The organism is Pseudomonas fluorescens (assembly GCF_902497625.1).
Taxonomy (GTDB): Bacteria; Pseudomonadota; Gammaproteobacteria; order Pseudomonadales; family Pseudomonadaceae; genus Aquipseudomonas; species Aquipseudomonas fluorescens_BQ.
Window position 1 is genome coordinate 139,915 of sequence record NZ_CABVGX010000003.1, and the last position, 24,168, is coordinate 164,082.

Sequence of the window (24,168 nt, forward strand, 5' to 3'; positions counted from 1 at the left end):
AAAACACCACATAAAAATAATCGGTGGCCTACATGACTCCTTCTCAAAGCTCTCCCATGGAGCATCCCTCCATGACACCTGCCACAGCCGGAATCGGCGACAAGATCCGCGGCGCCATGGCCGTCGGCAAGACCCGCTGGGGCATGCTGGCGCTGGTGTTTTTCGCGACCACCTTGAACTACATCGACCGCGCCGCTCTGGGCGTCATGCAGCCCATCCTGGCCAAGGAGATGAGCTGGACGGCGATGGATTACGCCAATATCAACTTCTGGTTTCAGGTCGGCTACGCCATCGGTTTTGTGCTGCAAGGGCGCTTTATTGATCGTGTCGGCGTCAAGCGCGTGTTCTTTTGCGCCGTGCTGCTGTGGAGCCTGGCAACTGGCGCTCATGGCCTGGCGACATCGGCCGTCGGCTTCATGGTGTGCCGGTTCATCCTCGGCCTGACCGAAGCCGCCAATTACCCGGCCTGCGTGAAAACCACGCGGCTGTGGTTCCCGGCCGGCGAACGCGCAGTGGCCACCGGCATCTTCAATGCCGGCACCAACGTCGGGGCCATGTTCACGCCGATGCTGTTGCCACTGATTCTGCAGGTGTGGGGCTGGCAGGCCGCGTTCCTGTGCATGGCATCGCTGGGCGGCATCTGGTTGCTGTTCTGGGGCTTGAAATATTTCAATCCGGAAGATCACCCAAGCGTCAAACAATCGGAACTGGACTACATCCAGAAGGAAGTCGAACCGGAACAATCCCGCGTGCCGTTCTCGAAAATCCTGCGCATGCGTGGCACCTGGGCGTTCGCCCTCGCCTACTCGCTGACGGCGCCGGTGTTCTGGTTCTACCTGTACTGGTTGCCGCCGTTTCTCAATCAGCAATACAACCTGGGCATTAACGTGACGCAGATGGGTATCCCGCTGATCATCATTTACCTGACAGCCGACTTCGGCAGCGTCGGCGGCGGGATCTTGTCTTCGTTCATGATCGGGCGCGGGATGAACCCGATCAAGGCGCGCTTGCTGTCCATGTTCCTGTTTGCCTGCTGCATCATTGGCGTGGTCATGGCCGCCGGTTCGAGCAACCTCTGGGTAGCCGTTGCGGCCATATCACTGGCCATCGGCGCGCATCAGGCCTGGACCGCGAACATCTGGAGCCTGGTGATGGACTACACGCCCAAGCACATGATGAGTACGGTGTTCGGTTTCGGCGGCATGTGTGCCGCGATTGGCGGCATGTTCATGACCCAGTTGGTCGGCCATATTCTGACCATCACCAATAACAACTACACCGTGCTGTTCACCATGATTCCGGCGATGTACTTCATCGCGCTGATCTGGATGTACTTCATGGCACCGCGCAAGATTCCTGCTGTTACCGAGTAAATGCCCTTCCCCTTGCAGGCCTGAATTCAGGCCTGCTTTTTCTTGTCAGCGTCGACTCTGTTGCCAGGCTGCGGCCAGTCCGCTGCAGCAAATCACCGAAATACCGATCACGGTGGTCAACGTCGGCGTGTGCGCGAACAGCATCCACCCGAGCAAACCGGCAAAGATAATCTGGCAATAGCCGAACGGTGCCAGCAATGCCGGCGCCGCATGTCGGAACGCCTGGGTGAGGAACAAGTGCGCGGTCATGCCGCACGCTCCGAGCGCCACCATCATGAAACCGTGACCCAGCGTCGGCACCTGCCAGAAGAACGGCACCAGCGCGCTCATCACTAGCGTGTTGCACAGGCCGGCGAAAAAATTACTGGTGGTCGGGCTGTCGATCGCGCTGAGCTTGCGTGTGAGCAACTGGTAGAAGCAGAAAAACAGCGCCGAGCACAGTGGCAACAGGATCGCCGGGGTGAACAGCTCTCCGCCGGGATGGACAATGATCAATACGCCGATAAAGCCGCAAATCACCGCAATCCATTGGCCACGGGTGACATGCTCACGCAGCAGTGGAACCGACAATGCGGTCACCAGAACCGGCGCAAGGAAGTTGACCGCGGTGGCTTCGGCCAACGGGATGTATTGCAGGCCGGTGGTGAAAAACAGACTGGTGCCCAGCAGGCATAACGCCCTCACTAGCTGCAGCATCGGCCGCTTGGTGCGCAGCACGCGCAAGCCGGATTGCGGAAGGAAGATCCCGGCCATCAGCAAGGTGTGAACCACATAACGCGCCCAGACCACCATGACAATCGGATAGAAACCCGACAGGTATTTGGAAAAAGCGTCGTGGCTGGAAAACAGGAAGGTTGCGACAACGATCAGCAAAATCCCTTTGAAGGGTTTGTTTACGCCAGAGAGCGGAGTGCTGAGGGTCATAAGCTTCCCTTGAGTCTTGATCAAACGCTTCGCAGCCAGCGAAGTGCCGCGCGGTCCGCGTCCACGCATTCATGCGCGCCCTGATTCTGCGGTCTATGCGGTTGCGGTGCAAACCCGTCGACGTTTTACAGTTGCGGCACAAAACATTTCTGCCAACGGAATTCAAGGCGATATCCGCGTTCAATACCAGTCAGCATCCGCCGCGAACCTGCAGCAATGCTCGACAACGCGGCAAAAAAAAGCCGGACGACCGGACTGGCGCTGCACCTGCACACCAGCAACACTCATCCCACGGATAATCAGAGGATTCCCACATGCTATGGAAAAAAGGCCGGCGCAGCGACAACGTAGTTGACGCCCGGGGTGAGGGTGGTGGCGGTGGAGGAATGCGCTTTGGTGGTGGGAAAGGTCTGAGCCTGACAGCGATCGTTCTGATCGTCGGCTTCGGCTTGATCACCGGGCAGGACCCGATGCAGATCCTGGGGCAGCTCACCGGGGAACAATCCGCACCGACTTCGACGCAGACACGCCAGGCACCTCCGGCCAATGACGAAGGGGCCGAATTCGTCCGCTCCATCCTCGGCGATACCGAGGACACCTGGGGCCAGATTTTCCAACAGGCTGGACGCCAGTACAAAGATCCGACCCTGGTGATGTTCAGCGGTCGAGTCAATTCGGCCTGTGGTCTGGCGACTTCAGCGACCGGCCCGTTCTACTGCCCGGCAGATCAGAAAGTCTATCTGGACACGAGCTTTTTCCAGGAGATGTCCCAGCGCTTTTCGGCCGCGGGCGACTTCGCTCAGGCCTACGTGATCGCGCACGAAGTCGGACACCACGTGCAGACTTTGCTCGGCGTCTCGGCGAAAATCCAGGCAGCGCGTCAGCAAGGCCGGCAGATGGAAGGCGACGGTGGCTTGTTGGTGCGTCAAGAACTACAGGCCGATTGCCTGGCCGGTGTCTGGGCGCACAACGCACAACAGCGTTTGAACTGGCTGGAGCCCGGTGATATTGAGGAAGCGCTGAACGCCGCGAACGCCATTGGCGACGATCGCTTGCAACAGCAGGGTCAGGGCCGCGTCGTGCCGGACTCTTTCACCCATGGCACATCGGCGCAAAGGGTGCGCTGGTTCAAAACCGGATTTGCGCAAGGCCAGGTCGGCCAGTGCGATACCTTTGCGGCGAAAAATCTGTAAATGACCAAGTGGCTGTTGATGTTGCTGTGCGTGTGCTCGACGACGCAGGCCGCCGAGCAGGGGGTTGATCAGATCAGCCCCGGGCGCTTGCTGTTGAAATCCGGCGAAATGGTCGTGAGCATCAGCCCGGCGCCGACCAGCATCGAGCGCGTGCTGGTGATTATTCACGGACGACTGCGCAATGCCGAGACCTATCGCCAAAGTGCCGAACGCGCTGCCGAACAGGCTGGGCAAAGTGCCAATACCTTAGTGATCGCCCCGCAATTTCTAAATGAAACCGATGTTGCACGCCACCCTGTGGCTGACACGGTGTTGCGCTGGCAAGGCAATGAATGGATGGCTGGAGGCATGTCCTCCGCGCCATTTGCGCTGAGTTCCTACGCCGCACTCGACGAAATTATTGCGCGCCTGGGCGATCGTCGACAGTTTCCCGATGTAAAGCAAATAGTCATCGCCGGGCATTCCGGTGGTGCTCAGGTGGTGCAGCGGTATGCATTGCTTAGCCACAATCAGCCAGAGCTTGAGGCTGCCGGAGTGCATATCCGCTACGTGATCGCCAACTCTTCTTCTTATGCGTACTTCGATGAACGTCGCCCTGTGGCGTTCAGTCACGCCGGCTGCCCGGATTACAATCGCTGGAAGTACGGGCTGTCAGATTTGCCCGCCTATGCCGAAGGACAAACGCCCGAGCAGTTGGAGGAAAAGTACGCACAGCGAGATATCGTTTACCTGCTGGGTCAACTGGACAACGATCCCGATCATCCGGCCCTGGACAAGCGTTGCGAAGCAACGGCCCAGGGTCCGAACCGATTGGTTCGGGGGCGCAATTATTTTGGGTATTTGACGCGGCTTTATCCGCAAGGGTTTGGGCAGCAGATGATCGAAGTGCCCGGGGTTGGGCATGATGGGGATGGGATGTTTAACTCGCCCGAGGGGCGGAAAGTTATATTCGGGCAGTGAGTTTTTGGTGGCTGAGCTGACGCTATCGCGAGCAGGCTCGCTCCCACAAGGTTCTGGATTAGACGCGCAATCTGCGACTGCTGAAGACCCAATGTGGGAGCGAGCCTGCTCGCGAAGGCGCCAGCCCATGATTGTCTCAGGCCAAGAGCATCTGCCTCAGCTGAATACAATCCACCGCATGCCAATCCGTCAGCTCCGGCCACGGATTATCCGGCAGGTTGACCAGCACCGTCCGCGCCCCCGCCGCCCGGCCGCAATCCAGATCAAAGCGGTAATCGCCGACCATTACCATCTCATTCGTCGGCACATTCCAGGCTTCAGCCAGCTTCAGCAATCCGCCCGGGTGCGGCTTCGGCGGAGCTTCGTCGCGACCCAGTACATCCTCGACTGCGAAACAGTCCGCCAGGCCGATCGCCTCCAGGGTGACGTGCGCCAGCTCACGGGCATTGCGGGTCAAAATTCCCAAACGGTAGCCCCGCCCGGCCAGTTCACGCACCAGTTCCACAGCACCGGACGCCGGTTTTGAACCCAGTGCCAGGTCACGCTCGTGCTCCAGCAACCAGGCATGTTTGGCGGCTGCCTCTTCAGCGGGCAACGCCGCGAGATGGGTCAGGATGTCGTCCTCGGCAGGGATCGCCAATGCCACCCGAATTGCCGCGAAGTCGTGCACGGCAACGGTGAGGGTGCCGTCCATGTCGAACACCCAATGCCGCACATCGGCCAGACTCATGCCCAATCCTCGCGATGACGAATCAGGCCTTCCTGGGTCACGGAGGCAACCAGTTGCCCGGCGCGATTGAACACGCTGCCACGGGTAAATCCCCGGGAGTTGCCGGCCCACGGGCTGTCCATCGCATAGAGCAACCAGTCATCGGCACGCAGATCCGCATGGAACCACAGCGAATGATCAAGGCTGGCGACCTGCATATCTTTCTGCCACACCGACTTGCCATGCGGTTGCATCGACGTGGTCAATAGACCGAAATCCGAGGCGTAAGCCATCAGGTATTTATGCAGTGCGGGAGTATCGGCCAAGGCGCCGTCGGCGCGGAACCAGACGTACTTGACCGGATCTGACGGCTGCGGGTTGTACGGATCTTTCTCGGTGACCGGGCGGAATTCGATTGGCTTGGGGCAGAGAAACTTTTCCCGCATATGCTCGGGAATCAAGTGCGCACGCTGTTGAGTGAGCTCCAGTTCCGACGGAAGATTTTCCGGGCCGACCACCGTTGGCATTTCCGCCTGATGCTCAAAGCCTTTTTCGTCGTATTGGAACGAGGCACTGCAGGTGAAAATCGGCTGGCCTTTCTGAATCGCCGTTACCCGACGTGTGCTGAAGCTGCCACCATCGCGCACCCGGTCAACCTGATACACCACGGGCAACGCGGAATCGCCCGGACGCAAAAAATACCCGTGCATGGAATGCACATGACGCGCTTCTTCCACGGTCTGACTGGCGGCCGACAACGACTGACCAACGACCTGGCCGCCGAACAATTGGCGGAAGCCCAAGTCCTGGCTGCGCCCGCGGAACAGGTTTTCTTCGATCGGTTCCAGGGTCAGCAGGTCGACCAGATCATCCAACACTTGGCTCATTCAGACTCTCCTCACACAACGCAGTGCCGCGCAGTCTTGGCTGCGGCGGTCGATTCGGTTTCTGGCCGTGGCCATATGGGCGCCATTGTAAACGTCCGCGCACGCTTAGCCATGCAAGGTTTGCAGCCATTGCTCACGACTGATGCGATAAAGAATGTGATGACGCAGGGGGTGATCGGTCGGTAACTTAGGGTGCTCGAAGTCGTCGGCCGGGTCGCGGTGCATGCCGATCGCCTGCATGACTTTCTCCGAGGGCAGATTGGTTTGCGCGGTGAACGACACCACTTCTTCCAGCGCCATGCGATCAAACCCGCAGCGCAAAGCGGTCCACGCCGCCTCACTGGCATAACCGAGGCCCCAGTGTTCGCGGGCCAGGCGCCAGCCGATTTCGATGGCCGGGGTGAAGGGCGCGTTGAAACCGACCACACCCAACCCGGTGAAACCGATGAAGGCACCGGTGTCCTTGCGCTCCAGTGCCCACAGGCCAAAACCATGCTCGGCAAAATGGCCGCGCACGCGACCGATCAGCGAAGCGCTTTCCAGGCGACTCAACGGTGCGGGAAAATAACGCATGACTTGCGGATCGGCGCACATCGCGGCAAACGTCGGCAAATCTTCGTCACGCCACTGGCGCAATAACAATCGCGCACTTTCGAGTTGCAGTATCGGCTCCATTACCCCTCCCCTATCCATGTCACAAGTCTAGATCGCTGGTAGGATCTTTCACTCATTCCTACCCGCTGCCCCCTATAAAAAACATGCCATTGCCGCTGATCTACCACGAAGACTACAGCCCCGAATTCCCGGCCGACCACCGCTTCCCCATGGATAAGTTTCGCTTGCTGCGCGATCACCTGGTGGACAGCGGCCTGACCTGCGACGCCGATCTGCTGCGTCCGCAACTGTGCCCGCCTGAGATTCTCGCCCTTGCTCATGACCCTGCGTATATCGAACGCTACATGAGCGGCGAGTTGTCTCGCGAAGACCAGCGGCGTCTCGGCCTGCCCTGGAGCGAAGCGCTGGCGCGAAGAACGGTGCGGGCGGTCGGCGGTTCGCTACTGGCGGCAGAGCAGGCGATGGAGCATGGCCTGGCCTGTCATCTGGCCGGCGGCACGCATCATGCGCATTACGATCATCCCGCAGGTTTTTGCATCTTCAATGACCTTGCGGTGATCAGCCATTTCCTGCTGGAGAGCGGCCGGGTGAATCGGGTGCTGATTTTCGATTGCGATGTGCATCAGGGCGACGGCACGGCGAGAATCCTGCACAACACGCCGGAGGCAGTGACCGTTTCCTTGCATTGCGAAAAGAATTTTCCTGCACGCAAGGCCGACAGTGACTGGGACATTCCCTTGCCGATTGGGATGGGCGATGCCGATTACCTGAAGGTCGTCGACGACGCGCTCAATTATTTATTGCCGCTCTATCAGCCGGACCTGGTGTTGTACGACGCCGGTGTCGATGTGCATAAGGATGACGCGCTCGGTTACCTGAAGCTGACAGACGAAGGTGTGGCGGCACGTGATGAAAGCGTGATGCGCCATTGTCTTGGTCGGGATATTCCGCTGGTCGGGGTGATTGGTGGCGGTTACAGCAAGGACCGCAAAGCGCTGGCGCGGCGGCATGGCATCCTTCATCACAGCGCGCAAAGGGTGTGGGATTCATCAGGTTGTCATTGAGCCGTGAGTCGTTATGCACAATCGCTGTGGAACTGCCTGTGGATAACCTGAGTGGAAGCGGCTGCACGCCATGCGCAGTATGGGCTTCAAAGATGTGATCATATTTTAACCAGGCCCACATCACTCCACTCTCCCCCAAGGATTCCGGCTGCTAGAATGCGCGACTTGATTCCGTCAGACCAAAGCGCCTCCCATGACTCAGCCCTCGACCTACCTTCCCCCTCACGTCGCCATTATCGGCGGCGGCCCTGCTGGCCTGATGGCCGCTGAAGTATTGAGCCAGGCCGGGATCAAGGTCGATCTGTACGACGGCATGCCTTCAGTCGGGCGTAAATTTCTGCTCGCCGGCGTTGGCGGCATGAACATCACTCACTCCGAAGCCTACCCCGCATTTCTCTCGCGCTATGCCGAACGCGCTCCGCAGATTGCCCCGCTGCTTAGTTCATTCGGCGCCGACGCACTGTGCCAATGGATTCATGAGCTGGGTATCGAAACCTTTATTGGCAGTTCCGGCCGGGTGTTTCCTACTGACATGAAAGCCGCGCCGCTATTGCGTGCCTGGCTCAAGCGCTTGCGCGACAACGGCGTAGTTATCCACACCCGGCATCGTTGGCTGGGCTGGAACACCGATGGCAGTCTTGATCTATCGAGCCCGGAAGGTCACAAAACCCTGACGCCGGATGCAACGTTGCTGGCCCTCGGTGGTGGTAGCTGGTCGCGCCTCGGTTCGGACGGTGCATGGATGCTGGCCTTGGAGAACCGGGGTGTCGGACTGGCGCCGCTGCAACCGAGCAATTGTGGCTTCGAGGTGCAGGCCTGGAGCGAATTGATGGTCAGCAAATTTGCTGGCGCACCGCTGAAAAATATTGCGATCGGTCTTAATGACGATATTCCTCGGCTGGGGGAATGCGTGGTCACGGCGACCGGAGTTGAAGGCAGCTTGATCTACGCCCTGTCGGCACCGATTCGTGAAGCCATCAATGCGCATGGCAACGCGACAATCCACATTGATCTGCTGCCCGGCCGGCCTGTGGATAAAATCGAGAAGGCTTTAAGCAAGCGGCGCGGGTCGCGCTCGATGTCCAAACACTTGCACAGTCAGCTGGGGATTGATGGCGTAAAAGCGGCTTTGCTGCGAGAACTGACGCCGGCAGAGAGCTTCGCCGATCCGGCGTTGCTGGCTCGGGCAATCAAGGCACTGCCTCTGACGGTAGTGAAGACTCGCCCGCTGGACGAAGCCATCAGCAGCGCCGGCGGTGTGTTGTTCGAGTCGATGGATGAGCGTTTGATGCTCAAGCAACTGCCCGGCGTGTTCTGCGCAGGGGAAATGCTGGATTGGGAAGCGCCGACCGGCGGCTATCTGCTGACGGCGTGTTTCGCCAGTGGGCGGGCGGCGGGGATGGGGATGGTGGAGTGGATGAGGAGCAGCGGCAAGCTCTAAGCCACAAGCCACAAGCCACAAGCCACAAGCGAACCGCATCTAACTTGCCGCTTGCAGCTTGTAACTTACAGCTGCTTTCAAGGTTTTTTCTTGCGCGGGCCAGTATTAAACACCGGCACTTTGCGCACAGGCTTGATCGAAGGTTCCGGCGCCGAAGCGTCACCACTCTCCACCCACTTGCCCAGATTGCGCTTACCGCCACCCGAGGTTTTCGGCTTCTTGGGTTTCTTCGGCTTCTTCACCACCTGACCGCTGGCGTCGGTATCCGGTACACGGTGCTCGGGCTCGAAGTCATGCTCCATCTGCCGGGACAACGTCTGACGGGTCAACGTCTCGATGGCAGACAGCAAATTCACCTCATCTGCGCACACCAGCGAAATGGCTTGCCCGGTCGCACCCGCTCGGCCCGTACGGCCGATGCGGTGGATGTAGTCTTCCGCGACAATCGGCAGATCGAAATTCACCACCAACGGCAAATCTTCGATATCCAGACCACGAGCCGCGACGTCGGTCGCCACCAGTATCTGCACTTCACTGGCCTTGAAGCGGTCCAGCGCGCGCTGACGGGTCGCCTGCGGTTTGTCACCGTGTATGCCATCGGCGTTAACGCCCAGGCCCTGCAGTTTTTCCACCAGCGCGTCGACACCGTTACGAGTCTTGGCAAACACCAGCACCTGTTTCCACTTGCCCTTGCGCAGCAGATGAATGAACAGCTCCGGCTTACGCTTCTTGTCCACCACCACAACCCATTGCTTGACGGTGCTGGCGGCGACATTGCGCGGGCTGACTTCGATGCTCAGCGGATCGTTGAGCATTTGCCCGGCCAGCAAACGGATCGCGTCAGAGAACGTCGCGGAGAACAGCAGCGTCTGGCGCTGCTTGGGCAGCACGCGGTAAATGTTTCCCAACTCCTCGGAAAAACCCAGGTCGAGCATGCGGTCGGCTTCATCAAGAATCAGGGTCTGCAGCTGATTGAACTTGAGAGCCTTCTGGCGATACAGGTCGAGCAAACGCCCCGGAGTTGCCACCAGCACGTCAACACCTTTGCGCAGTTTCATCATCTGCGGGTTGATGCTGACGCCGCCGTACACCGCGTACGTGCTCAGCGGCAGGTTCTCGGCGTATTGGCGAACGGCTTCGTGAACCTGCTCGGCCAGTTCGCGGGTTGGCACCAGGATCAATGCTCGCACTGAGTTGGAGGCCACTGTCGGCCCTTCCATGGCCAGCAACTGCAGGAGCGGCAGGGCAAAACCGGCAGTCTTGCCGGTGCCGGTCTGGGCCGCGGCCATCAAGTCGCGACCGGCCAGCACCGCTGGAATGGCTTGCGCCTGAACCGGGGTCGGGGTCTGGTAGCCGAGCGTCTCGAGGGAGCGCAGCAAGGGTTCGATCAGGCCAAGGGTGGCGAAAGTCATGGGATTACCGTAGGAAAATTCAGCGCGGGCGCCACAAGTGGGCGCAAACAAGTGTGCAATGCCGCGCAGTTTACCCTAATTCAAGCTCGATTCTGTCGACACCACAGCTGCCGTTTTTTGCGCGGGGCGACGCCATTGCGGCAAGCCGATCAAGACCACGGCGCTGATGATCACCAGCATCGCCAATGCTTCCTCTATTCCGATCGTTTCGCCGACAAATACAATCCCCAGCAATACGGCGACAGCCGGATTGACGTAGGCATAACTGGTGGCCGCCGCCGGACGCACGTTTTTCAGCAGGTACATATAGGCGTTGAAGGCAATGATCGAACCGAAAAAGGTCAGATAAGCCAGCGCTGCCCAGCCCTCGATCGGTGGCAGCGTCTCCATGTGCTCCCCGCTCAGTGCACTGCCCATCAACAGCGCCACACCGCCGACCAGCATTTCCACGGCACTGGCCATCGCGCCCTGCGGCAACGGCAAGTGTTTGCTCCACACCGAGCCAAACGCCCACGCCGCAGCGGCAAATATCAGCAAGGCTGCGCCCAGCGGACTCGACTGCAAATTGGAGCCGAGGTTGAGCATGCCAATGCCGATCAGCCCAAGCGCAATCCCGGCCCATTCAAGACGGGTATTGCGCGCGCCCCAGAAATAGCCGAAGAGCAAGGTAAACAACGGCACCGTCGCCACCGCCAATGCCGCGACACCGGAGGCCACGCCGGTGTGTTCAGCGACACTTACCGCACCGTTGCCGCACGTCAGCAGCAAAATCCCGATGATCCCCGCCGCTTTCCACTGCGCCCACGTCGGCGCCGGAGCACCGCGCCAGCGCAGGAAGGCGTACATCAAGGTCCCGGCGATCACGAAGCGGACACCCGCGAGCAGCAACGGCGGCCAATATTCCACGCCGATGCGGATCACCAGGTAGGTCGAGCCCCAAATCACGTACAGCGCAAAAAAGGTCGCGATCAGCGGCAAGGGAAAGCGACGTGGGCCAGGCATGGGGAAGCTCGCAGGCAGGACAATTGAACGACTATTCTAAAAAGGCCAACTGCGAAAAATAAGTTACAAAACCTGTTTATAGCGCCCGTACACTTTTCAAATCACGGAGTTCACAGCTATAAGCCGTGTTTTCGAAAGTCAGCCATTTTCAGGAAGTCGACCATGGATAAATACGACCGCATGCTCCTCGGCGCCCTGCTGGAAAACGGTCGTGCGTCCTACGCCGACCTCGCGCGCAAGGTGAACCTGTCCGCCCCGGCCGTGGCCGAACGCGTCGCCAAACTCGAAGCGTGCGGGGTGATCACCGGGTATCAGGCGAAAGTTGACATGGCCAAGCTGGGCTTGCCGATTCAATGCGTTATCGAGCTGCGCCTGAACCAGCACGGCAATCAGAAAACTTATGACGAGCTGATAAAAATCCCGCAATTGACCGAGTGCCATCGGGTTACCGGCGATCCATGCGTGATCATGCAGGCGGCGGTAGGTTCGATGCCGGAGCTGGAGGCGTTGATCAACCGGATCGCCAAGTTCGGCTTTAGCAAGACATCGATTGTGTTGTCGAGCGCGATAGAAAAGCGCGTGCCGTTGGGGCAGCTGGAAGGCAATGGGAAATAGTTTTCCCGAGGAAGCTATAGGGGACCCTGTAGGAGCTGTCGAGTGAAACGAGGCTGCGATCTTTGATCTTGTCCTTGAAAAACAAACGTCAAAAGATCGCAGCCTCGTTTCACTCGACAGCTCCTACACGGGTAATCGTGGTGTTTTCAGAAACCGCGATGTCGCTTCAGATGATCAGTGATCTTCGCTGCCGGAACCTTCTGCAGGCTCACCAGGAGATCATGCGATAACTCCCGCAAGCCGTGCGTCTGTCGTAATTCCTGCGCCAGGTGCGCCGTCAGGTTGGCGGCCATTTCCGCATCGGCCATGGCCCGGTGAGCCTTGCCGGTGTGGGGCAATTGCGCGAAGGTCGTCAAGGTACCGAGTTTGTGGTTCGGCGCCGCCGGCATCAGTCGCCGGGCCAGCAGCAGCGAGCAGGCAAAATTCTGCAATCGCGTACGCTTGATCCGGCCCAACTCAAAGTCCCAGAACTTCTGGTCGAACGCAGCATTGTGCGCGAGCAACGGCGTGCAGCCGACGAACTCGTTGACCTCGTTCATCACGCGCTCTGCCGGTGGCGCGGTGCGCAGCATGGCGTTGCTGATGCCGGTGAGTTGTTCGATGAAGGCCGGTACGCGCACGCCCGCGTTCATCAGGCTCTGGTAACGCTCGACGATGCGGCCCTGTTCGAGGATCACCACGGCAATTTCCGTGGCCCGGCAGCTGCTGCTCGGGGAGATCCCGGTGGTTTCAAAGTCGATGACTGCTATGCGTTCCAAACCTGTTTCAACTCCGTAAAAATCAATTCTTGAGCAGCAAAGCGCCTTCGATCGGCACATAGCGAGTGGCCGCGCGGATCAGCGAATTGGCGGTCAGGCCCGGCACGCCATACGCCACCGCTTGCACCCCGTGCTTGGTGATGATGCGCTCCAGCAGCATGTCGAAATCACCGTCGCCGGAAGCCAGAACCACTTCGTCGACGTGATCGGCCGCGTCCATGATATCGAGGGTGATGCCCACGTCCCAGTCACCTTTGGCCGAACCATCGCTGCGCTGAATGTAAGGCTTTAGCTTCACGGTAAAGCCGAGATTGCGCAGGATCTGCTGGAACTGCTGCTGTTTGCTGTCGCCACGATCGATGGCATAGGCATACGCTTCGACGATCTGCCCTTGCTTGCTGATGTCTGCCCACAAAGCGGCATAGTTGAAGTGGCACCCATAGGCCTGACGCACGGTGTAATAGAGGTTTTGCACATCGGCGAACACTGCAATTTTTTTCACCGGAAGTCCTCATTGCGCACGGTCGCGCGGGCAGGATCAGGCACCAGGCCCGAAAAGTCGCCCAGTATGCCAGCCTGTGGGAATGTTCCGCGAATAATCGGTCCGGAGCGCCGCAGTGCTCCGGACGAATGGTGCGTCAGACGAATGAATCGTCGTCGCCGCCAAAGAACGATGAGCTGTCATCGCTGTAATCGGCGTCGGTAAACCCGCCTTGATCGCCTGCGTTGTCGGCCACCCGCGGGTCATCGCCCCAACCGTTGCCGCCGTCAGTCTGGTCGTTGACCTGCGCCGGCTCTTCCTTGATCACTTCGACCACTTCCGGCTGCTGATTGTGATGGAACAGGCTGCTGATGCCCTGAGCCAGCATCACCCCACCGGCCACGCCGGCAGCGGTCCTCAACGCGCCGCCCATGAAACTGCCGCCGGCCGGTGGTTGCTGCGCCGGGTTTTGTTGGCCGTAGTTTTGCGGAGGCGGTGCAGCACCAAAGTTCTGCTGCGCTGGCTGACTGTTGAACGAAGGTCGACCCGGTTCACGCCAGCCGCTATGGGTTGGCGGTGCACTCTGCGTCGACGCAGGCTGCGGATCACGCGAACCGCCGCCAAAGATGCTCGATAAAAAGCCACCGCTGCCAGGAGCCGGCGATTGTGCTTTGGTCGATTGCGTATTGGCCGAGTGCAGCTCGGCCTGCAACTGCTGAACTTGCCGGGTCAGCTGCTTGTTCTGCTCATCGAGGCTTTTGATTGCGGCCTCTTGCACCAGCACCGTCTGGGTCATGAAATAGCCCGCCGCAGGCTGGCGAGTCATGTGTTCCTTGATCCGGGCTTCGGCCTGGGCGTCGCGTGGGGCCGAATCCATTTCGGCCTGTTGCAGCCGGGAAAACAGTCCATCGATCAGGGTTTGTTCTTCGCTGTTCATGGCGACCTCGTAGATTGCCGGGAAAATCATCACCTTCGTCCACTGGGGATAAGGCGCCCATCAGTAATGGGGCTGATACAGAATGTTTCAATGGCCTTTACCGAACGTTTACGTTTGCTCGGGGCGGCATATCTTCGGTTACAGTGAGTCACCCAATGTGATGTGCGATACCGACCGATGAATCCCTTCGACGTACTGCGTGACTCTCTGTATTTCTTCAAACGCAATCTGGGCCAGATCGTGCAGCTGTGCCTGCCGCTGGTGATCGTTGAAGCGCTGCTGCAGCAAGTGGTCGACCAGTCCACCGAGCCGGACAGTTTTCCCGGCATCAGTGTCATTGTCGGCCTGCTGGTGTACCCGCTGTACACCGCCGCGCTGATCCTCTTTCTGGATGCGCGCAGCCGTGGCGAGACACCGCGCAACCGGGATTTGCTGGCGATGTCCGCTACCCTGTGGCCGCGCTTCGCTCTGCTGACGGCGCTGAATACGCTGCTGATCCTGATCGGTCTGTCGCTGTATTTTTTGCCGGGCATCTGGCTGATGGTGACGCTGGCGTTCGGCGAGTATCTGCTGGTGCTGCGCGGCATGGCGCCACTGGCGGCGATGAAGGAAAGCCTGCGCCTGACCCGGGGTAATTTTCTGCGCATCCTGGTGTGTATTCTTTGCGTCATGGGCCCGTTGTGGCTGCTCAAGGGCGCGACGTTGACGGTTTATCCGGAGCCGCAAAACGCGGTTATTGCGTTGCTGATCGACAGTGCCCAGAGTTTTCTGCAACTGTTCACCAGCGTGGTGTTGTTCCGCCTGTTCATGCTGATCAGTGACGTACCGGAAAAGATCGATCGGCCGCTTTGACCGCCGCGGACGCAGCCTTCGGCAGCTGCTACAGGGGGGGTGTGAAGCTAATTGATGGGCAGGCTGTTTAGGCTCGGTTATCCTCGGTCCATCTTTTGTAACGCCATAAGCCGAGCCATGACCCGTCTGCTGCGCTACACCCTGCTGGGCTTGCTGATTGCCATCAGCCTGACCGGCCTGCTGACCTACAACCTCACCTGGCGCCCGGAGGCCAGGGAAACCGCGCCGGTCAGTTGCAATGCTCAGGCGCCCACTCTGGTGGCCGGTCAGGCGTTGAAGGTGATGACGTGGAACGTGCAATACCTGGCGGGCAAACGTTATGTGTTCTGGAATGACCTGGCCGCCGGCACTGACGAAAACCCTACGCCCGCCGACATGGCCTTCAGCCTGGATGAAGTGGCGCGGGTGATCCGTGATGAGCAGCCAGACATCGTGCTGTTGCAGGAACTCGACGACGGCGCAAAGGCCAGCGACTACCAGCATCAGCTCAAATTACTCCAGGAGCGGGTTGCAGACCTGTATCCGTGCAGCACCAGCGCGTTCGACTGGAAAGCCGAATTCGTGCCGGAACCGCATATTTTCGGCAGCGTTGGCCGGCAGTTGGCGACCCTCAGCCGCTATCGGATCGACCACGCTGAACGCCTGCAACTGCCAACGGCGCCGGTCGACTTCATCCGCCGCCAGTTCGAGCCGAAAAATGCCCTGCTGGTCGCCTATCTGCCGTTCGGCAACGGCGGGCAGATGGCCGTGGTCAACACGCACCTTGAACGCGCCAGCCAACCGGACGGCACGCTGCAGGCGCAGGTGACAGCCACCGCCAAAGTCCTCGATAAGTTTGAAAGTCGCGGTACGCCGTGGTTGATCGGTGGTGACTTTAATCTACTGCCGCTGAGCCAGTACCGACGCCTGTCTGACGAACAACGCTCACCATATTCCGCCGACAGCCCTTTGCATGTGCTGTGGGACAAATACCCGATGATTCCGACCAACAACGAAGCCAGTGGTGTCGACCGCGCGCAGTGGCTAACCCATTACCCCAATGACCCGGGGCTGAACGGCCCGGATCGCACGGTGGACTATCTGTTCTACAGTCCACGGATGAAACGGGTCGAAGCGATGGTGCGGCAGGACGATACCTTGCGCATCTCCGATCACTTGCCGGTGATTGCGCGGTTTTTGCTGCCGGCGGCACCGTAAGGTCGGCCGCTAAGCCTTGCGAGGTTTGATCCGCGCAGTTGCTTCGGCCACCAGCGGGTCATCCGGCCAGTAATGTTTCGGATAGCGCCCCTTCAAATCCTTCTTCACCTCGGCATAAGTACTGCGCCAGAAGTTCGCTAAATCTTGAGTCACCTGCACCGGCCGGCGCGCAGGCGAGAGCAGATGCAGCTTCACCACTTGCCGACCACCGGCAACCCGTGGCGTCTCGGCCAGGCCAAACAACTCTTGCAAGCGCACCGCGAGAATCGGCGGCTGTTCGCTGTAATCCAGACGGATCGAAGAACCAGACGGCACGCTCAGGTGCTGCGGCGCCAACTCGTCCAGCCGCTGCGGTAGCGGCCAGGGCAGCAAATTACGGATGATGCTCGACAGGTCGAGATTGCCGAAATGACTGAGCCGCGAGACTTTGCCCAGATACGGCATCAGCCAATGTTCAAGGCTTTTCAGCAGCGCGACGTCACTGACATCCGGCCACTCACTTTCGCCCTTGCTGGCAAGGTCCAACTGGCGCAGCAAGGCGACTCGCGCCTGCCACTGACGCAGCTCCGGCGTCCACGGCAATAATTCCAGACCTTTGCGGCGTACCAGATTGACCAGGGCCTGACTGCGCGCACTTTCGTCGAGCCCGGTTAGCGGCTCGCGGCTAAGGATCAATTCCCCGACCTTGCGCTGACGCTCGGCGCGCAGCACGCCTTCGCGCTCGTCCCAGTCCAGTTGATCGACCACCCTCACCTGCTCGGACAGCACCGAGTCGAATAGCGCCGGATCGAAGTCCGCCGCCAGGTAAATTCGCTCTTCACGCTGGCCCTGGCGACTGCCAAGATCGGCGATCACCAGCCATGCTTGCTTCATCAAACTGTCAGCCTCGGCGAACAACGCCGCACGCCCGTTGGCCAACCGATATTCTGCACCGCCGGCCCGCCTTTGCTGGGCGACACGATCCGGGTAGGCCAAGGCCAGCAATGCGCCAAGCCAGCGCGGATGATCAGGATCGCTGACGGGCGACGTCGCTTTGCCGCGCAGATAACCGCGATACTGCCGCGCCAGTTGCCGGGCTCGCTGTACGCCACCTTGGGCACCGCGCGCGGCACGTTCCTCGCCCGACAACAGCACCAGGCGGCTGTGCAGATCGGCGCCAGCACCGCGCAAGATATCGCGCTCACCAAGCAGTGCTGCGACGTCGCAGGCCATCTGCGCCAGACCCAATGTCTGCCCACGCAACAGCAAATGGGCAATGCGCGGGTGCGCCGGCAGTTCAGCCATCGCCTGACCGTGACGGGTCAGCGCATCACCGTCGAGCGCGCCGAGTCGATCCAGCAAATCCTGCGCCTGTGCATACGCCGCCGTCGGCGGAACATCCAGCCACACCAGTTGCCCCGGCGTCACGCCCCAGCGACCTAACTGCAGAGCGAGCCCGGCGAGATCCGCCGAGAGGATTTCCGCACTCGCATACGCGGCCAGTTGTTCGTGCTGATCCTGCGACCACAGGCGATAACACACGCCTGGCTCCAACCGCCCTGCCCGACCGGCGCGTTGCGTGGCGCTGGCCTTGGAGATGCGCTGGGTATCGAGGCGGGTCATGCCGCTGCCTGGGTCGAAACGCGGTACTCGCGCGAGTCCGGCGTCGATCACCACGCGCACGCCATTGATGGTCAGGCTGGTCTCGGCGATGTTGGTCGCCAGCACCACTTTGCGCTTGCCTGCCGGTGCAGGATCGATGGCGGCGCGTTGCGCAGCGAGATCCAGTTCACCGTGCAATGGGCACAACAACACCTGCGTGCCGTCGCCCAACGCCTCAGCGACTTGCTGATGCACGCGGCGGATTTCGGCTTGCCCGGGCAGAAATACCAGCAGGCTACCGGCTTCATCATTCAACGCGTCGAGAATGGTCTGCACCACGCGCGGCTCGATGAACTCGCCGGGCTGGAATGGCCGGCCCCAGCGCATCTCGACCGGGTACATACGCCCTTCGCTGCGCAGGATCGGCGCATCATCCAGCAGCCCGGCGAGACGTTCGCCTTCCAGCGTGGCCGACATCAACAGGATCTTCAGCGGCTGATCGTCGCGGAACAACTCGCGGCCGTTCAAGCTCAGCGCCAATGCCAGGTCTGCGTCGAGACTGCGCTCGTGGAATTCGTCGAAGATCAGTAAACCGACGCCATCCAGCGCCGGATCATCCTGGAGGCGGCGGGTAAGAATGCCTTCGGTGACCACTTCGATCCGCGTGCCGGGTCCTACCTTGCTGTCCAGGCGAATGCGGTAGCCGACCGTTTCCCCGACCTTCTCGCCCAATTCGCTGGCCAAACGCTCCGCCGCCGCCCGTGCCGCCAGCCGCCGCGGCTCAAGCATCAGAATGGTCTGCCCGGCCAGCCAAGGCTCGTTCAACAAGGCCAATGGCACGCGGGTGGTTTTACCGGCACCGGGCGGTGCTTCAAGCACGGCTTCGTGGCGAATCGCCAAGGCGTCACGCAGGGCGGGCAAAACATCATCGATTGGCAACGAATTCATACTGGCTCCAAAGCAGAGCGGCGAGTATAACGGCGAACTGCCTGGCGTTCGTCGCGGTCCTAATTCATATCGACGACGCTTCGTTCCAAGACTACTCAGGAGATTCCCATGCGTGTTCCCTTTCGTTTGATCGGCGGTGTGTTGGTTGCGACGTTGCTGACCCAGCTCACTGCGTGCGGCTCGATTTTTTACCCGGACCGTCGCGGCCAGATCGACGGCAAGGTAGACCCGGCCATTGCCGTACTGGACGCCGTCGGTCTGCTGTTTTACATCGTTCCGGGGCTGATCGCATTTGCAGTGGACTTCGCCACCGGCGCGATTTATTACGCGCCAGGGGAGACCGCGCAGGTGGCTCCGGAAAAACTTCAGGAAGCCATTGGCGCCGACGGCAAGGTCGACAATCACAAATTGCAGACCATTCTTGAAACCGAGCTGGGCCGCAGTTTCCCTCTGGACGATCCACGCCTGATCCAGCACAAAGGCAGCGCCCAGCAACTGGCCATGTTCGGCCTACGGCCTGCCGCGTGAACCTGATTTCAAAGGAACTGCCGCGCCGATGATTTCCAGCGCCGAACACGCCCGCCTGCTAAGGCTTGCCACCCGTGCCTCCGTCGCGGTGGCCTGCACGCTTGTCGTTGCGAAAGCCATCGCCTGGTGGCTGAGCGGGTCGGTGAGCATGCTCGCCGGCTTGACCGATTCGGCGCTTGATGGCGTCACGTCGCTGCTCAATCTGCTGGCCGTGCATTACGCTTTGCGTCCGGCCGATGACGATCATCGCTACGGGCACGGCAAGGCCGAATCGCTGGCGGGCATGGCGCAGGCGTTGTTTATCGGCGGCAGTGCGGTGTTGATTGCATTGCAGGCGTTTGACCGGTTGCAGCATCCGGAACCGGTCGGCGCGCCTTGGCTCAGTATCGGCGTGATTGTATTCTCGCTGGCGCTGACCCTGGCGCTGCTGGTGGTGCAGCATCGGGTGGTCAAGGCCACTGGATCAAACGCGGTGCGGGCCGACTCGCTGCATTACCGCTCGGACATGCTTCTCAATGGCAGCATCCTGATCGCGCTGATTCTGGCCGGGTTTGGCTGGCATCAAGTCGATGCGTGGTTCGGTCTGGCGATCGCCGTTTACATCCTCTGGAGCGCCGTTCAGATTGCCCGGGAAAGTTTTACCGTACTGATGGACGAAGAGCTGCCGGTAGACGTCAGCCAGCACATGCTCGAACTGGCCTGCAGCGTGCACGGTGTTTTGGGCGCGCATGATTTGCGTACGCGGGTGTCCGGTAATCAGTGGTTCGTGCAACTGCACCTGGAATTACCGGGTGAGCTGACGCTATCGGTCGCTCACCGCATCAGCGATCAAGCCGCCGACGCCATTCACGCTGCTTACCCACGGGCCGAGGTGCTGGTACACGCTGATCCGGCTAACGCAGCTTCAAGCGGTAAGCTATAAGCGACAAGCATCACCTCACCGCTTGCAGCTTGCAGCTTGCTGCTTACAGCTGCTCCTATTCCACCTGATACCCACGGCTGCGCAGGCAGTCGCCCTGCGCCTGACGATAGGTTTGCACCACCGAGGCATCCGGTCGATAGGTGGCCTTTCTTGGATCGAAGCCACTCTGCTGCACCGCGTGTTGATAACACTCGAAACCGTCCTGATTGACCTGCTCCGCCGACTGGCCGTTGGCGGGATAAGCCACCACGTCGTAGCCATTGCCGGCCGATTGCGGTTGCGGCTGGACGGGCGGCTCGACGACGACGTAATCCTGAGTGTTTTCCTGGTAGGCATAGTACGAACCGGCGGCCAGGAACAATAGCGTCCCGCCAACCCACACTTCACGCGCGTAGTCAGGCATGTAGCTGACGCGTATCCCGCGCGGGGGTTGCACCACGACATAGCGCGGGCCGAGCGGGCGATACCAGTAGCCGCCCGAGTAGAAATAATCCTGACCACGGTAGGGCACACGGTAATCGCGGTCCGGGAAACGGTCGGTGACATGCCCCGGCCGATACTGCGGCCCCGGTCCCCAGCCATTACCGTGCCCGTCCGGACGACCATTCCAGCGTCGGTCATCAGGACGCGGACCGTTATTTTGCCAATGCTGATTGTCGTTGTCGTAACGCCGCGGAATATCCTGGTAGTAACCCCGTCGCGGCTCCTGGGTCTGGTTCACCGCATCGGGCCGGGGCTGAATCGGCAAACTATTGGCCGGCAGTTGCGGTGGCGGAGGTGGCGGACGAACGGGGTTATTGAAATCCCGCGGCGGGTTGTTCTGCCCCTGATTGCCCATGCCTGGCTGATGGTTTTGCCATTGACCGCCATTGCGCGGCTGACCGTTCTGTTCGAACTGCCGGCTGTTGTCGCCGCGAATGATCTCGTTGCTCTGCGGGCGCGGCTGATTGTTGCCGCCAGATCCCTGATTACCCTGACGGCCGTCGCCGCGTTGCCCGCCGTCGGGGCCACGACCCTGCGGCTCGTCGGCCAGCGAGTGCGCGGTCACACTGATACACAGCAAACCAACACCGGCCAACTGCCAGATGCGCGACTTCATGCTTTTCCTCATTGCGGGTTGGGGCGTGTACGTAAGACTCGGCCATGCACAGACCGGTTCTGCTACAGGTTATCAGTCGCGCAGTTTATTTATTGAGGGCGAGCGCCAAATTGCGCGCAAAAGAAAAGGGAGACCCGTCGGCCTCCCTTTGAGAACTTCGTCCGTGCTCGACGCTTATGACGTCGGCTCACCTCACGCCGTCTTGTGGACAGTGTGCAGCTCGGGGGCCGGCACATCCCCGGTGGGGGGTGGCGACCGCGGCTGGCCTGATTGGGCGAGCCGCTGTGGACTGTTTGTCCGAGCAGTGATTCTGGTGATAAGCATAGGCTGGGGGCTGCGACAGGAGATTGCGAAGATTGCCGAAATAAACATCACTTGCGCAATTTTTAACCTTGGATAGATAATCCGCCGCAATAGATATGAGAAAGGGCTGATTCATGAGCAAACTGGACCGATACGATCTGAGCATTCTGGCGGAATTGCAGCGCGACGCCCGCATCTCCAACCAGGAACTTGCCGAACGCATCGGTCTGTCGCCCTCGCCCTGTTCGCGACGGGTGAAGCAACTGGAAGATGACGGCTATATCACCCGTCAGGTAGCGCTGCTTGATCGGAAGATGTTGGGCCTGAGCCTGACCGCTTACGTCTTGATCGGCATGGATCGGCATACGCCGGAGCGTTTCGAGAATTTCGAAGCCGCGATTCGCACCTTGCCGCAGGTATTGGAATGCAGCCTGGTGACCGGAATGGATGCCGATTATCAGCTGAAAGTGGTGGTGCCTGATATGGATCATTATCAGAAGCTGCTGCTGGGACACCTGACCCGGATTGAAGGGGTGACCAGTGTGCGCTCGAGTTTTGTGTTGAATCAGGTGTTGAACAGCACCGAGTTGCCTCTTACCCACTTGCGCAGCTGATTGTGGCGAGGGGCTTGCCCCATTCGTAGCGGACTGTGGCGAGGGGGCTTGCCCCCGTTCGACCGCGCAGCGGTCGTAGAACCAGATTACGCGGTGTATCAGGTAAAACCTCGAGGGCCGCTTCGCAGCCCAACGGGGGCAAGCCCCCTCGCCACAATTCGCAGCTCTCAGTTCGCAGCTATCAGCTATCAGCTATCAGTACGACACACCGCTGCAGGCAAATCCTCGAGCCATTCTCCGTGCCTTGCGCAGCTACGCAGCTAACTGTGGCGAGGGGGCTTGCCCCCGTTCGAGCGCGCAGCGGTCGTAAAACCAGATTACGCGGTGTATCAGGTAAAACCTCGAGGGCTGCTTCGCAGCCCAACGGGGGCAAGCCCCCTCGCCACAATTTGCAGCTCTCAGTTCGCAGCTCGCAGCTATCAGCTATCAGCTATCAGCTATCAGTACGACACACCGCTGCAGGCAAATCCTCGCGCCATTCTCCGTGCCTTGCGCAGCTACGCAGCTAACTGTGGCGAGGGGGCTTGCCCCCGTTCGAGCGCGCAGCGGTCGTAAAACCAGATTACGCGGTGTATCAGGTAAAACCTCGAGGGCCGCTTCGCAGCCCAACGGGGGCAAGCCCCCTCGCCACAATTTGCATCTCTCAGTTCTCAACTCTCATCTCTCAGTTCTCAGTTCTCAGTTCTCAGTTCTCAGTTCTCAGTTCCCAGCTTGCAGCTCTCAGCTCTCAGCTCTCAGCTCTCAGCTCCCAGTGCGACACACTGCCGCAGGTCAACCCTCGCCCTGCCATCCGTGCCGTATACTCGCCCCGCCCTTTTAGCCTCGCCCGCGCTGGAGATGTTCGATGGATCCTGCAATTTTTGAAGAGTGGATGATGACCATACTGGTCAGCATCCTGATCATTTTCATGTGTTTCATCGTCTGGGATCTGGCGAAGAAGTCCCAGGCTGGGCGCTTTGGTTCGTTCATCCTGTTCTTCGTGCTGGGCCTGGGCGTGGCCGCATTCGTGATCAAAAGCGTCGTAATCGGCATGATCGAGTCCGGCGCTTTATAAACGCGCCGGCACTTCTTTCCACTGGCCCTGATCGATTCCATCGAGCGTCCAGTTACCGATTTTTACCCGCACCAGACGCAAAGTCGGCAGCCCTACCGCCGCCGTCATCCGCCGAACCTGGCGGTTACGCCCCTCGCGAATCACCAGTTCCAGCCAACTCGTCGGCACGCTTTTGCGAAAACGCACCGGCGGGTTGCGCGGCCATAACTCTGGCTCATCCAGTTGCCGTGCTTCGGCAGGCAAGGTCATGCCGTCATTCAGCTCGACGCCCTCGCACAATCGCTGCACCTGCTCGGCCGTCGGCTCGCCCTCCACCTGTACCCAATAGGTCTTCGCCAGTTTGTGTTTCGGGTCGGCGATGCGCGCTTGGAGCTGGCCGTCGTTGGTGAGCAGCAGCAGGCCTTCGCTGTCACGGTCCAGACGCCCGGCCGGGTAAATACCCGGAATGTCGATGTAATCCTTGAGCGTCGCCCGCCCTTCGCCGTCGCTGAATTGCGTGAGCACATCAAAAGGCTTGTTGAACAGGATCAGTTTCGGCTCGGCCGGCGGCGCCTTGGCGACACGGCGTGGGGCTGAGGAGGCTGGTGCGGGCTTCACACCAGGACGGCGCGAAACGGGACGTTGGGGACGAGACATAAGCACAGGAACATCTAACGGTCAGGGCTGCCAATGCTAGTGCCCTGACCGTCAAATGACCAT

The 24,168-nt window shown here is 60.1% G+C and carries 24 protein-coding genes; 12 read left to right on the forward strand and 12 right to left on the reverse strand.

The features are described 5' to 3' along the window. Window positions 1-56 precede the first annotated feature (56 nt). A complete protein-coding gene (locus tag F8N12_RS03265; RefSeq protein ID WP_224787662.1) occupies window positions 57-1,373 on the forward strand; it encodes an MFS transporter in 1,317 nt (438 codons plus the stop codon). Window positions 1,374-1,418: 45 nt separating this feature from the next. Here F8N12_RS03265 and F8N12_RS03270 read toward each other — a convergent pair whose 3' ends face one another. After that, the gene (locus F8N12_RS03270; protein WP_028620773.1) at window positions 1,419-2,297 is read right to left on the reverse strand and encodes a DMT family transporter; all 879 of its coding nucleotides are present in this window, start codon (window positions 2,295-2,297) and stop codon (window positions 1,419-1,421) included. Between the two features lie 314 nt (window positions 2,298-2,611). Between F8N12_RS03270 and F8N12_RS03275 the strand changes: the two genes are divergently transcribed. Both F8N12_RS03275 and F8N12_RS03280 read left to right on the forward strand, forming a co-directional pair. Next, window positions 2,612-3,490, forward strand: a complete 879-nt coding sequence (locus tag F8N12_RS03275; RefSeq protein WP_150579147.1) for a neutral zinc metallopeptidase — start codon at window positions 2,612-2,614, stop codon at window positions 3,488-3,490. Next, window positions 3,491-4,450, forward strand: a complete 960-nt coding sequence (locus F8N12_RS03280; protein ID WP_150579148.1) for an alpha/beta hydrolase — start codon at window positions 3,491-3,493, stop codon at window positions 4,448-4,450. A 136-nt stretch (window positions 4,451-4,586) separates the two neighbouring features. Here F8N12_RS03280 and F8N12_RS03285 read toward each other — a convergent pair whose 3' ends face one another. The 3 genes from F8N12_RS03285 to F8N12_RS03295 form a co-directional block, all read right to left on the reverse strand. Beyond that, window positions 4,587-5,180: an HAD family hydrolase gene (locus F8N12_RS03285; RefSeq protein WP_150579149.1), complete on the reverse strand. Its 594-nt coding sequence runs from the start codon at window positions 5,178-5,180 to the stop codon at window positions 4,587-4,589. Then, window positions 5,177-6,046, reverse strand: a complete 870-nt coding sequence (gene tesB, locus F8N12_RS03290) for an acyl-CoA thioesterase II (RefSeq protein ID WP_150579150.1) — start codon at window positions 6,044-6,046, stop codon at window positions 5,177-5,179. The genes F8N12_RS03285 and tesB overlap by 4 nt, the downstream gene beginning before the upstream one ends. A 105-nt stretch (window positions 6,047-6,151) precedes the next feature. Next, window positions 6,152-6,721 (reverse strand): GNAT family N-acetyltransferase, encoded by a 570-nt coding sequence (locus F8N12_RS03295; protein ID WP_150579151.1) that lies wholly within the window; start codon window positions 6,719-6,721, stop codon window positions 6,152-6,154. Window positions 6,722-6,804: 83 nt separating this feature from the next. On the opposite strand from F8N12_RS03295, the gene F8N12_RS03300 reads away from it, so the two are divergent. Together F8N12_RS03300 and F8N12_RS03305 are read left to right on the forward strand one after the other, a co-directional pair. Next, on the forward strand, window positions 6,805-7,725 hold the full coding sequence (locus tag F8N12_RS03300) for a histone deacetylase (protein ID WP_150579152.1): 921 nt from the start codon (window positions 6,805-6,807) through the stop codon (window positions 7,723-7,725). A 193-nt stretch (window positions 7,726-7,918) separates the two neighbouring features. Next, window positions 7,919-9,166 (forward strand): TIGR03862 family flavoprotein, encoded by a 1,248-nt coding sequence (locus F8N12_RS03305; RefSeq protein WP_150579153.1) that lies wholly within the window; start codon window positions 7,919-7,921, stop codon window positions 9,164-9,166. A 77-nt stretch (window positions 9,167-9,243) separates the two neighbouring features. Here F8N12_RS03305 and F8N12_RS03310 read toward each other — a convergent pair whose 3' ends face one another. Beyond that, the gene (locus F8N12_RS03310) at window positions 9,244-10,578 is read right to left on the reverse strand and encodes a DEAD/DEAH box helicase (protein WP_150579154.1); all 1,335 of its coding nucleotides are present in this window, start codon (window positions 10,576-10,578) and stop codon (window positions 9,244-9,246) included. A gap of 75 nt (window positions 10,579-10,653) precedes the next feature. Further along, on the reverse strand, window positions 10,654-11,580 hold the full coding sequence (yedA, locus tag F8N12_RS03315) for a drug/metabolite exporter YedA (RefSeq protein ID WP_150579155.1): 927 nt from the start codon (window positions 11,578-11,580) through the stop codon (window positions 10,654-10,656). Window positions 11,581-11,742: 162 nt separating this feature from the next. Here yedA and F8N12_RS03320 point away from each other — a divergent pair, with 162 nt between their 5' ends. Next, on the forward strand, window positions 11,743-12,195 hold the full coding sequence (locus F8N12_RS03320; protein ID WP_150579156.1) for an Lrp/AsnC family transcriptional regulator: 453 nt from the start codon (window positions 11,743-11,745) through the stop codon (window positions 12,193-12,195). 146 nt (window positions 12,196-12,341) lie between these two features. Here the strand turns inward: F8N12_RS03320 and F8N12_RS03325 are convergent, their stop codons facing one another. The 3 genes from F8N12_RS03325 to F8N12_RS03335 form a co-directional block, all read right to left on the reverse strand. Then, window positions 12,342-12,953, reverse strand: coding sequence for a PolC-type DNA polymerase III (locus F8N12_RS03325; protein ID WP_150579157.1), 612 nt, complete (start codon window positions 12,951-12,953; stop codon window positions 12,342-12,344). 22 nt (window positions 12,954-12,975) lie between these two features. Next, the gene (locus tag F8N12_RS03330; RefSeq protein WP_150579158.1) at window positions 12,976-13,455 is read right to left on the reverse strand and encodes an NYN domain-containing protein; all 480 of its coding nucleotides are present in this window, start codon (window positions 13,453-13,455) and stop codon (window positions 12,976-12,978) included. 136 nt (window positions 13,456-13,591) lie between these two features. Continuing rightward, entirely contained in the window at window positions 13,592-14,371 is a 780-nt protein-coding gene (locus F8N12_RS03335; protein ID WP_150579159.1) for a DUF2076 domain-containing protein, read from the reverse strand. Between the two features lie 177 nt (window positions 14,372-14,548). Here F8N12_RS03335 and F8N12_RS03340 point away from each other — a divergent pair, with 177 nt between their 5' ends. Together F8N12_RS03340 and F8N12_RS03345 are read left to right on the forward strand one after the other, a co-directional pair. Next, the gene (locus tag F8N12_RS03340; RefSeq protein WP_150579160.1) at window positions 14,549-15,223 is read left to right on the forward strand and encodes a YciC family protein; all 675 of its coding nucleotides are present in this window, start codon (window positions 14,549-14,551) and stop codon (window positions 15,221-15,223) included. A 117-nt stretch (window positions 15,224-15,340) separates the two neighbouring features. Further along, the gene (locus tag F8N12_RS03345) at window positions 15,341-16,420 is read left to right on the forward strand and encodes an endonuclease/exonuclease/phosphatase family protein (protein ID WP_150579161.1); all 1,080 of its coding nucleotides are present in this window, start codon (window positions 15,341-15,343) and stop codon (window positions 16,418-16,420) included. Window positions 16,421-16,429: 9 nt separating this feature from the next. Here the strand turns inward: F8N12_RS03345 and hrpB are convergent, their stop codons facing one another. Next, complete coding sequence (gene hrpB, locus F8N12_RS03350; protein ID WP_150579162.1) at window positions 16,430-18,949, reverse strand: ATP-dependent helicase HrpB; 2,520 nt, start codon at window positions 18,947-18,949, stop codon at window positions 16,430-16,432. Window positions 18,950-19,057: 108 nt separating this feature from the next. Here hrpB and F8N12_RS03355 point away from each other — a divergent pair, with 108 nt between their 5' ends. Then, window positions 19,058-19,477 (forward strand): polyribonucleotide nucleotidyltransferase, encoded by a 420-nt coding sequence (locus F8N12_RS03355; RefSeq protein WP_150579163.1) that lies wholly within the window; start codon window positions 19,058-19,060, stop codon window positions 19,475-19,477. Window positions 19,478-19,505: 28 nt separating this feature from the next. Continuing rightward, window positions 19,506-20,399 (forward strand): cation diffusion facilitator family transporter, encoded by an 894-nt coding sequence (locus F8N12_RS03360; RefSeq protein WP_150579164.1) that lies wholly within the window; start codon window positions 19,506-19,508, stop codon window positions 20,397-20,399. A gap of 55 nt (window positions 20,400-20,454) precedes the next feature. On the opposite strand, the gene F8N12_RS03365 is transcribed toward F8N12_RS03360, so the two are convergent. Then, window positions 20,455-21,498 (reverse strand): DUF6515 family protein, encoded by a 1,044-nt coding sequence (locus tag F8N12_RS03365; RefSeq protein WP_150579165.1) that lies wholly within the window; start codon window positions 21,496-21,498, stop codon window positions 20,455-20,457. Window positions 21,499-21,935: 437 nt separating this feature from the next. Here F8N12_RS03365 and F8N12_RS03370 point away from each other — a divergent pair, with 437 nt between their 5' ends. Next, window positions 21,936-22,415, forward strand: a complete 480-nt coding sequence (locus tag F8N12_RS03370) for an Lrp/AsnC family transcriptional regulator (RefSeq protein ID WP_007894448.1) — start codon at window positions 21,936-21,938, stop codon at window positions 22,413-22,415. A gap of 844 nt (window positions 22,416-23,259) precedes the next feature. Then, window positions 23,260-23,469, forward strand: a complete 210-nt coding sequence (locus tag F8N12_RS03380) for a DUF2788 domain-containing protein (RefSeq protein ID WP_150579167.1) — start codon at window positions 23,260-23,262, stop codon at window positions 23,467-23,469. On the opposite strand, the gene F8N12_RS03385 is transcribed toward F8N12_RS03380, so the two are convergent. Then, a complete protein-coding gene (locus F8N12_RS03385; RefSeq protein ID WP_150579168.1) occupies window positions 23,464-24,105 on the reverse strand; it encodes a pseudouridine synthase in 642 nt (213 codons plus the stop codon). The genes F8N12_RS03380 and F8N12_RS03385 overlap by 6 nt on opposite strands. Window positions 24,106-24,168 lie beyond the last annotated feature (63 nt).

What these genes read in the sequence shown, in the direction of transcription:
- F8N12_RS03265 (WP_224787662.1), top strand. Translation starts at nt 57, where the DNA reads ATGGAGCATCCCTCCATGACACCTGCCACAGCCGGAATCGGCGACAAG.
- F8N12_RS03270 (WP_028620773.1), bottom strand. Translation starts at nt 2,297, where the DNA reads ATGACCCTCAGCACTCCGCTCTCTGGCGTAAACAAACCCTTCAAAGGG.
- F8N12_RS03275 (WP_150579147.1), top strand. Translation starts at nt 2,612, where the DNA reads ATGCTATGGAAAAAAGGCCGGCGCAGCGACAACGTAGTTGACGCCCGG.
- F8N12_RS03280 (WP_150579148.1), top strand. Translation starts at nt 3,491, where the DNA reads ATGACCAAGTGGCTGTTGATGTTGCTGTGCGTGTGCTCGACGACGCAG.
- F8N12_RS03285 (WP_150579149.1), bottom strand. Translation starts at nt 5,180, where the DNA reads ATGAGTCTGGCCGATGTGCGGCATTGGGTGTTCGACATGGACGGCACC.
- tesB (WP_150579150.1), bottom strand. Translation starts at nt 6,046, where the DNA reads ATGAGCCAAGTGTTGGATGATCTGGTCGACCTGCTGACCCTGGAACCG.
- F8N12_RS03295 (WP_150579151.1), bottom strand. Translation starts at nt 6,721, where the DNA reads ATGGAGCCGATACTGCAACTCGAAAGTGCGCGATTGTTATTGCGCCAG.
- F8N12_RS03300 (WP_150579152.1), top strand. Translation starts at nt 6,805, where the DNA reads ATGCCATTGCCGCTGATCTACCACGAAGACTACAGCCCCGAATTCCCG.
- F8N12_RS03305 (WP_150579153.1), top strand. Translation starts at nt 7,919, where the DNA reads ATGACTCAGCCCTCGACCTACCTTCCCCCTCACGTCGCCATTATCGGC.
- F8N12_RS03310 (WP_150579154.1), bottom strand. Translation starts at nt 10,578, where the DNA reads ATGACTTTCGCCACCCTTGGCCTGATCGAACCCTTGCTGCGCTCCCTC.
- yedA (WP_150579155.1), bottom strand. Translation starts at nt 11,580, where the DNA reads ATGCCTGGCCCACGTCGCTTTCCCTTGCCGCTGATCGCGACCTTTTTT.
- F8N12_RS03320 (WP_150579156.1), top strand. Translation starts at nt 11,743, where the DNA reads ATGGATAAATACGACCGCATGCTCCTCGGCGCCCTGCTGGAAAACGGT.
- F8N12_RS03335 (WP_150579159.1), bottom strand. Translation starts at nt 14,371, where the DNA reads ATGAACAGCGAAGAACAAACCCTGATCGATGGACTGTTTTCCCGGCTG.
- F8N12_RS03340 (WP_150579160.1), top strand. Translation starts at nt 14,549, where the DNA reads ATGAATCCCTTCGACGTACTGCGTGACTCTCTGTATTTCTTCAAACGC.
- F8N12_RS03345 (WP_150579161.1), top strand. Translation starts at nt 15,341, where the DNA reads ATGACCCGTCTGCTGCGCTACACCCTGCTGGGCTTGCTGATTGCCATC.
- hrpB (WP_150579162.1), bottom strand. Translation starts at nt 18,949, where the DNA reads ATGAATTCGTTGCCAATCGATGATGTTTTGCCCGCCCTGCGTGACGCC.
- F8N12_RS03355 (WP_150579163.1), top strand. Translation starts at nt 19,058, where the DNA reads ATGCGTGTTCCCTTTCGTTTGATCGGCGGTGTGTTGGTTGCGACGTTG.
- F8N12_RS03360 (WP_150579164.1), top strand. Translation starts at nt 19,506, where the DNA reads ATGATTTCCAGCGCCGAACACGCCCGCCTGCTAAGGCTTGCCACCCGT.
- F8N12_RS03365 (WP_150579165.1), bottom strand. Translation starts at nt 21,498, where the DNA reads ATGAAGTCGCGCATCTGGCAGTTGGCCGGTGTTGGTTTGCTGTGTATC.
- F8N12_RS03370 (WP_007894448.1), top strand. Translation starts at nt 21,936, where the DNA reads ATGAGCAAACTGGACCGATACGATCTGAGCATTCTGGCGGAATTGCAG.
- F8N12_RS03380 (WP_150579167.1), top strand. Translation starts at nt 23,260, where the DNA reads ATGGATCCTGCAATTTTTGAAGAGTGGATGATGACCATACTGGTCAGC.
- F8N12_RS03385 (WP_150579168.1), bottom strand. Translation starts at nt 24,105, where the DNA reads ATGTCTCGTCCCCAACGTCCCGTTTCGCGCCGTCCTGGTGTGAAGCCC.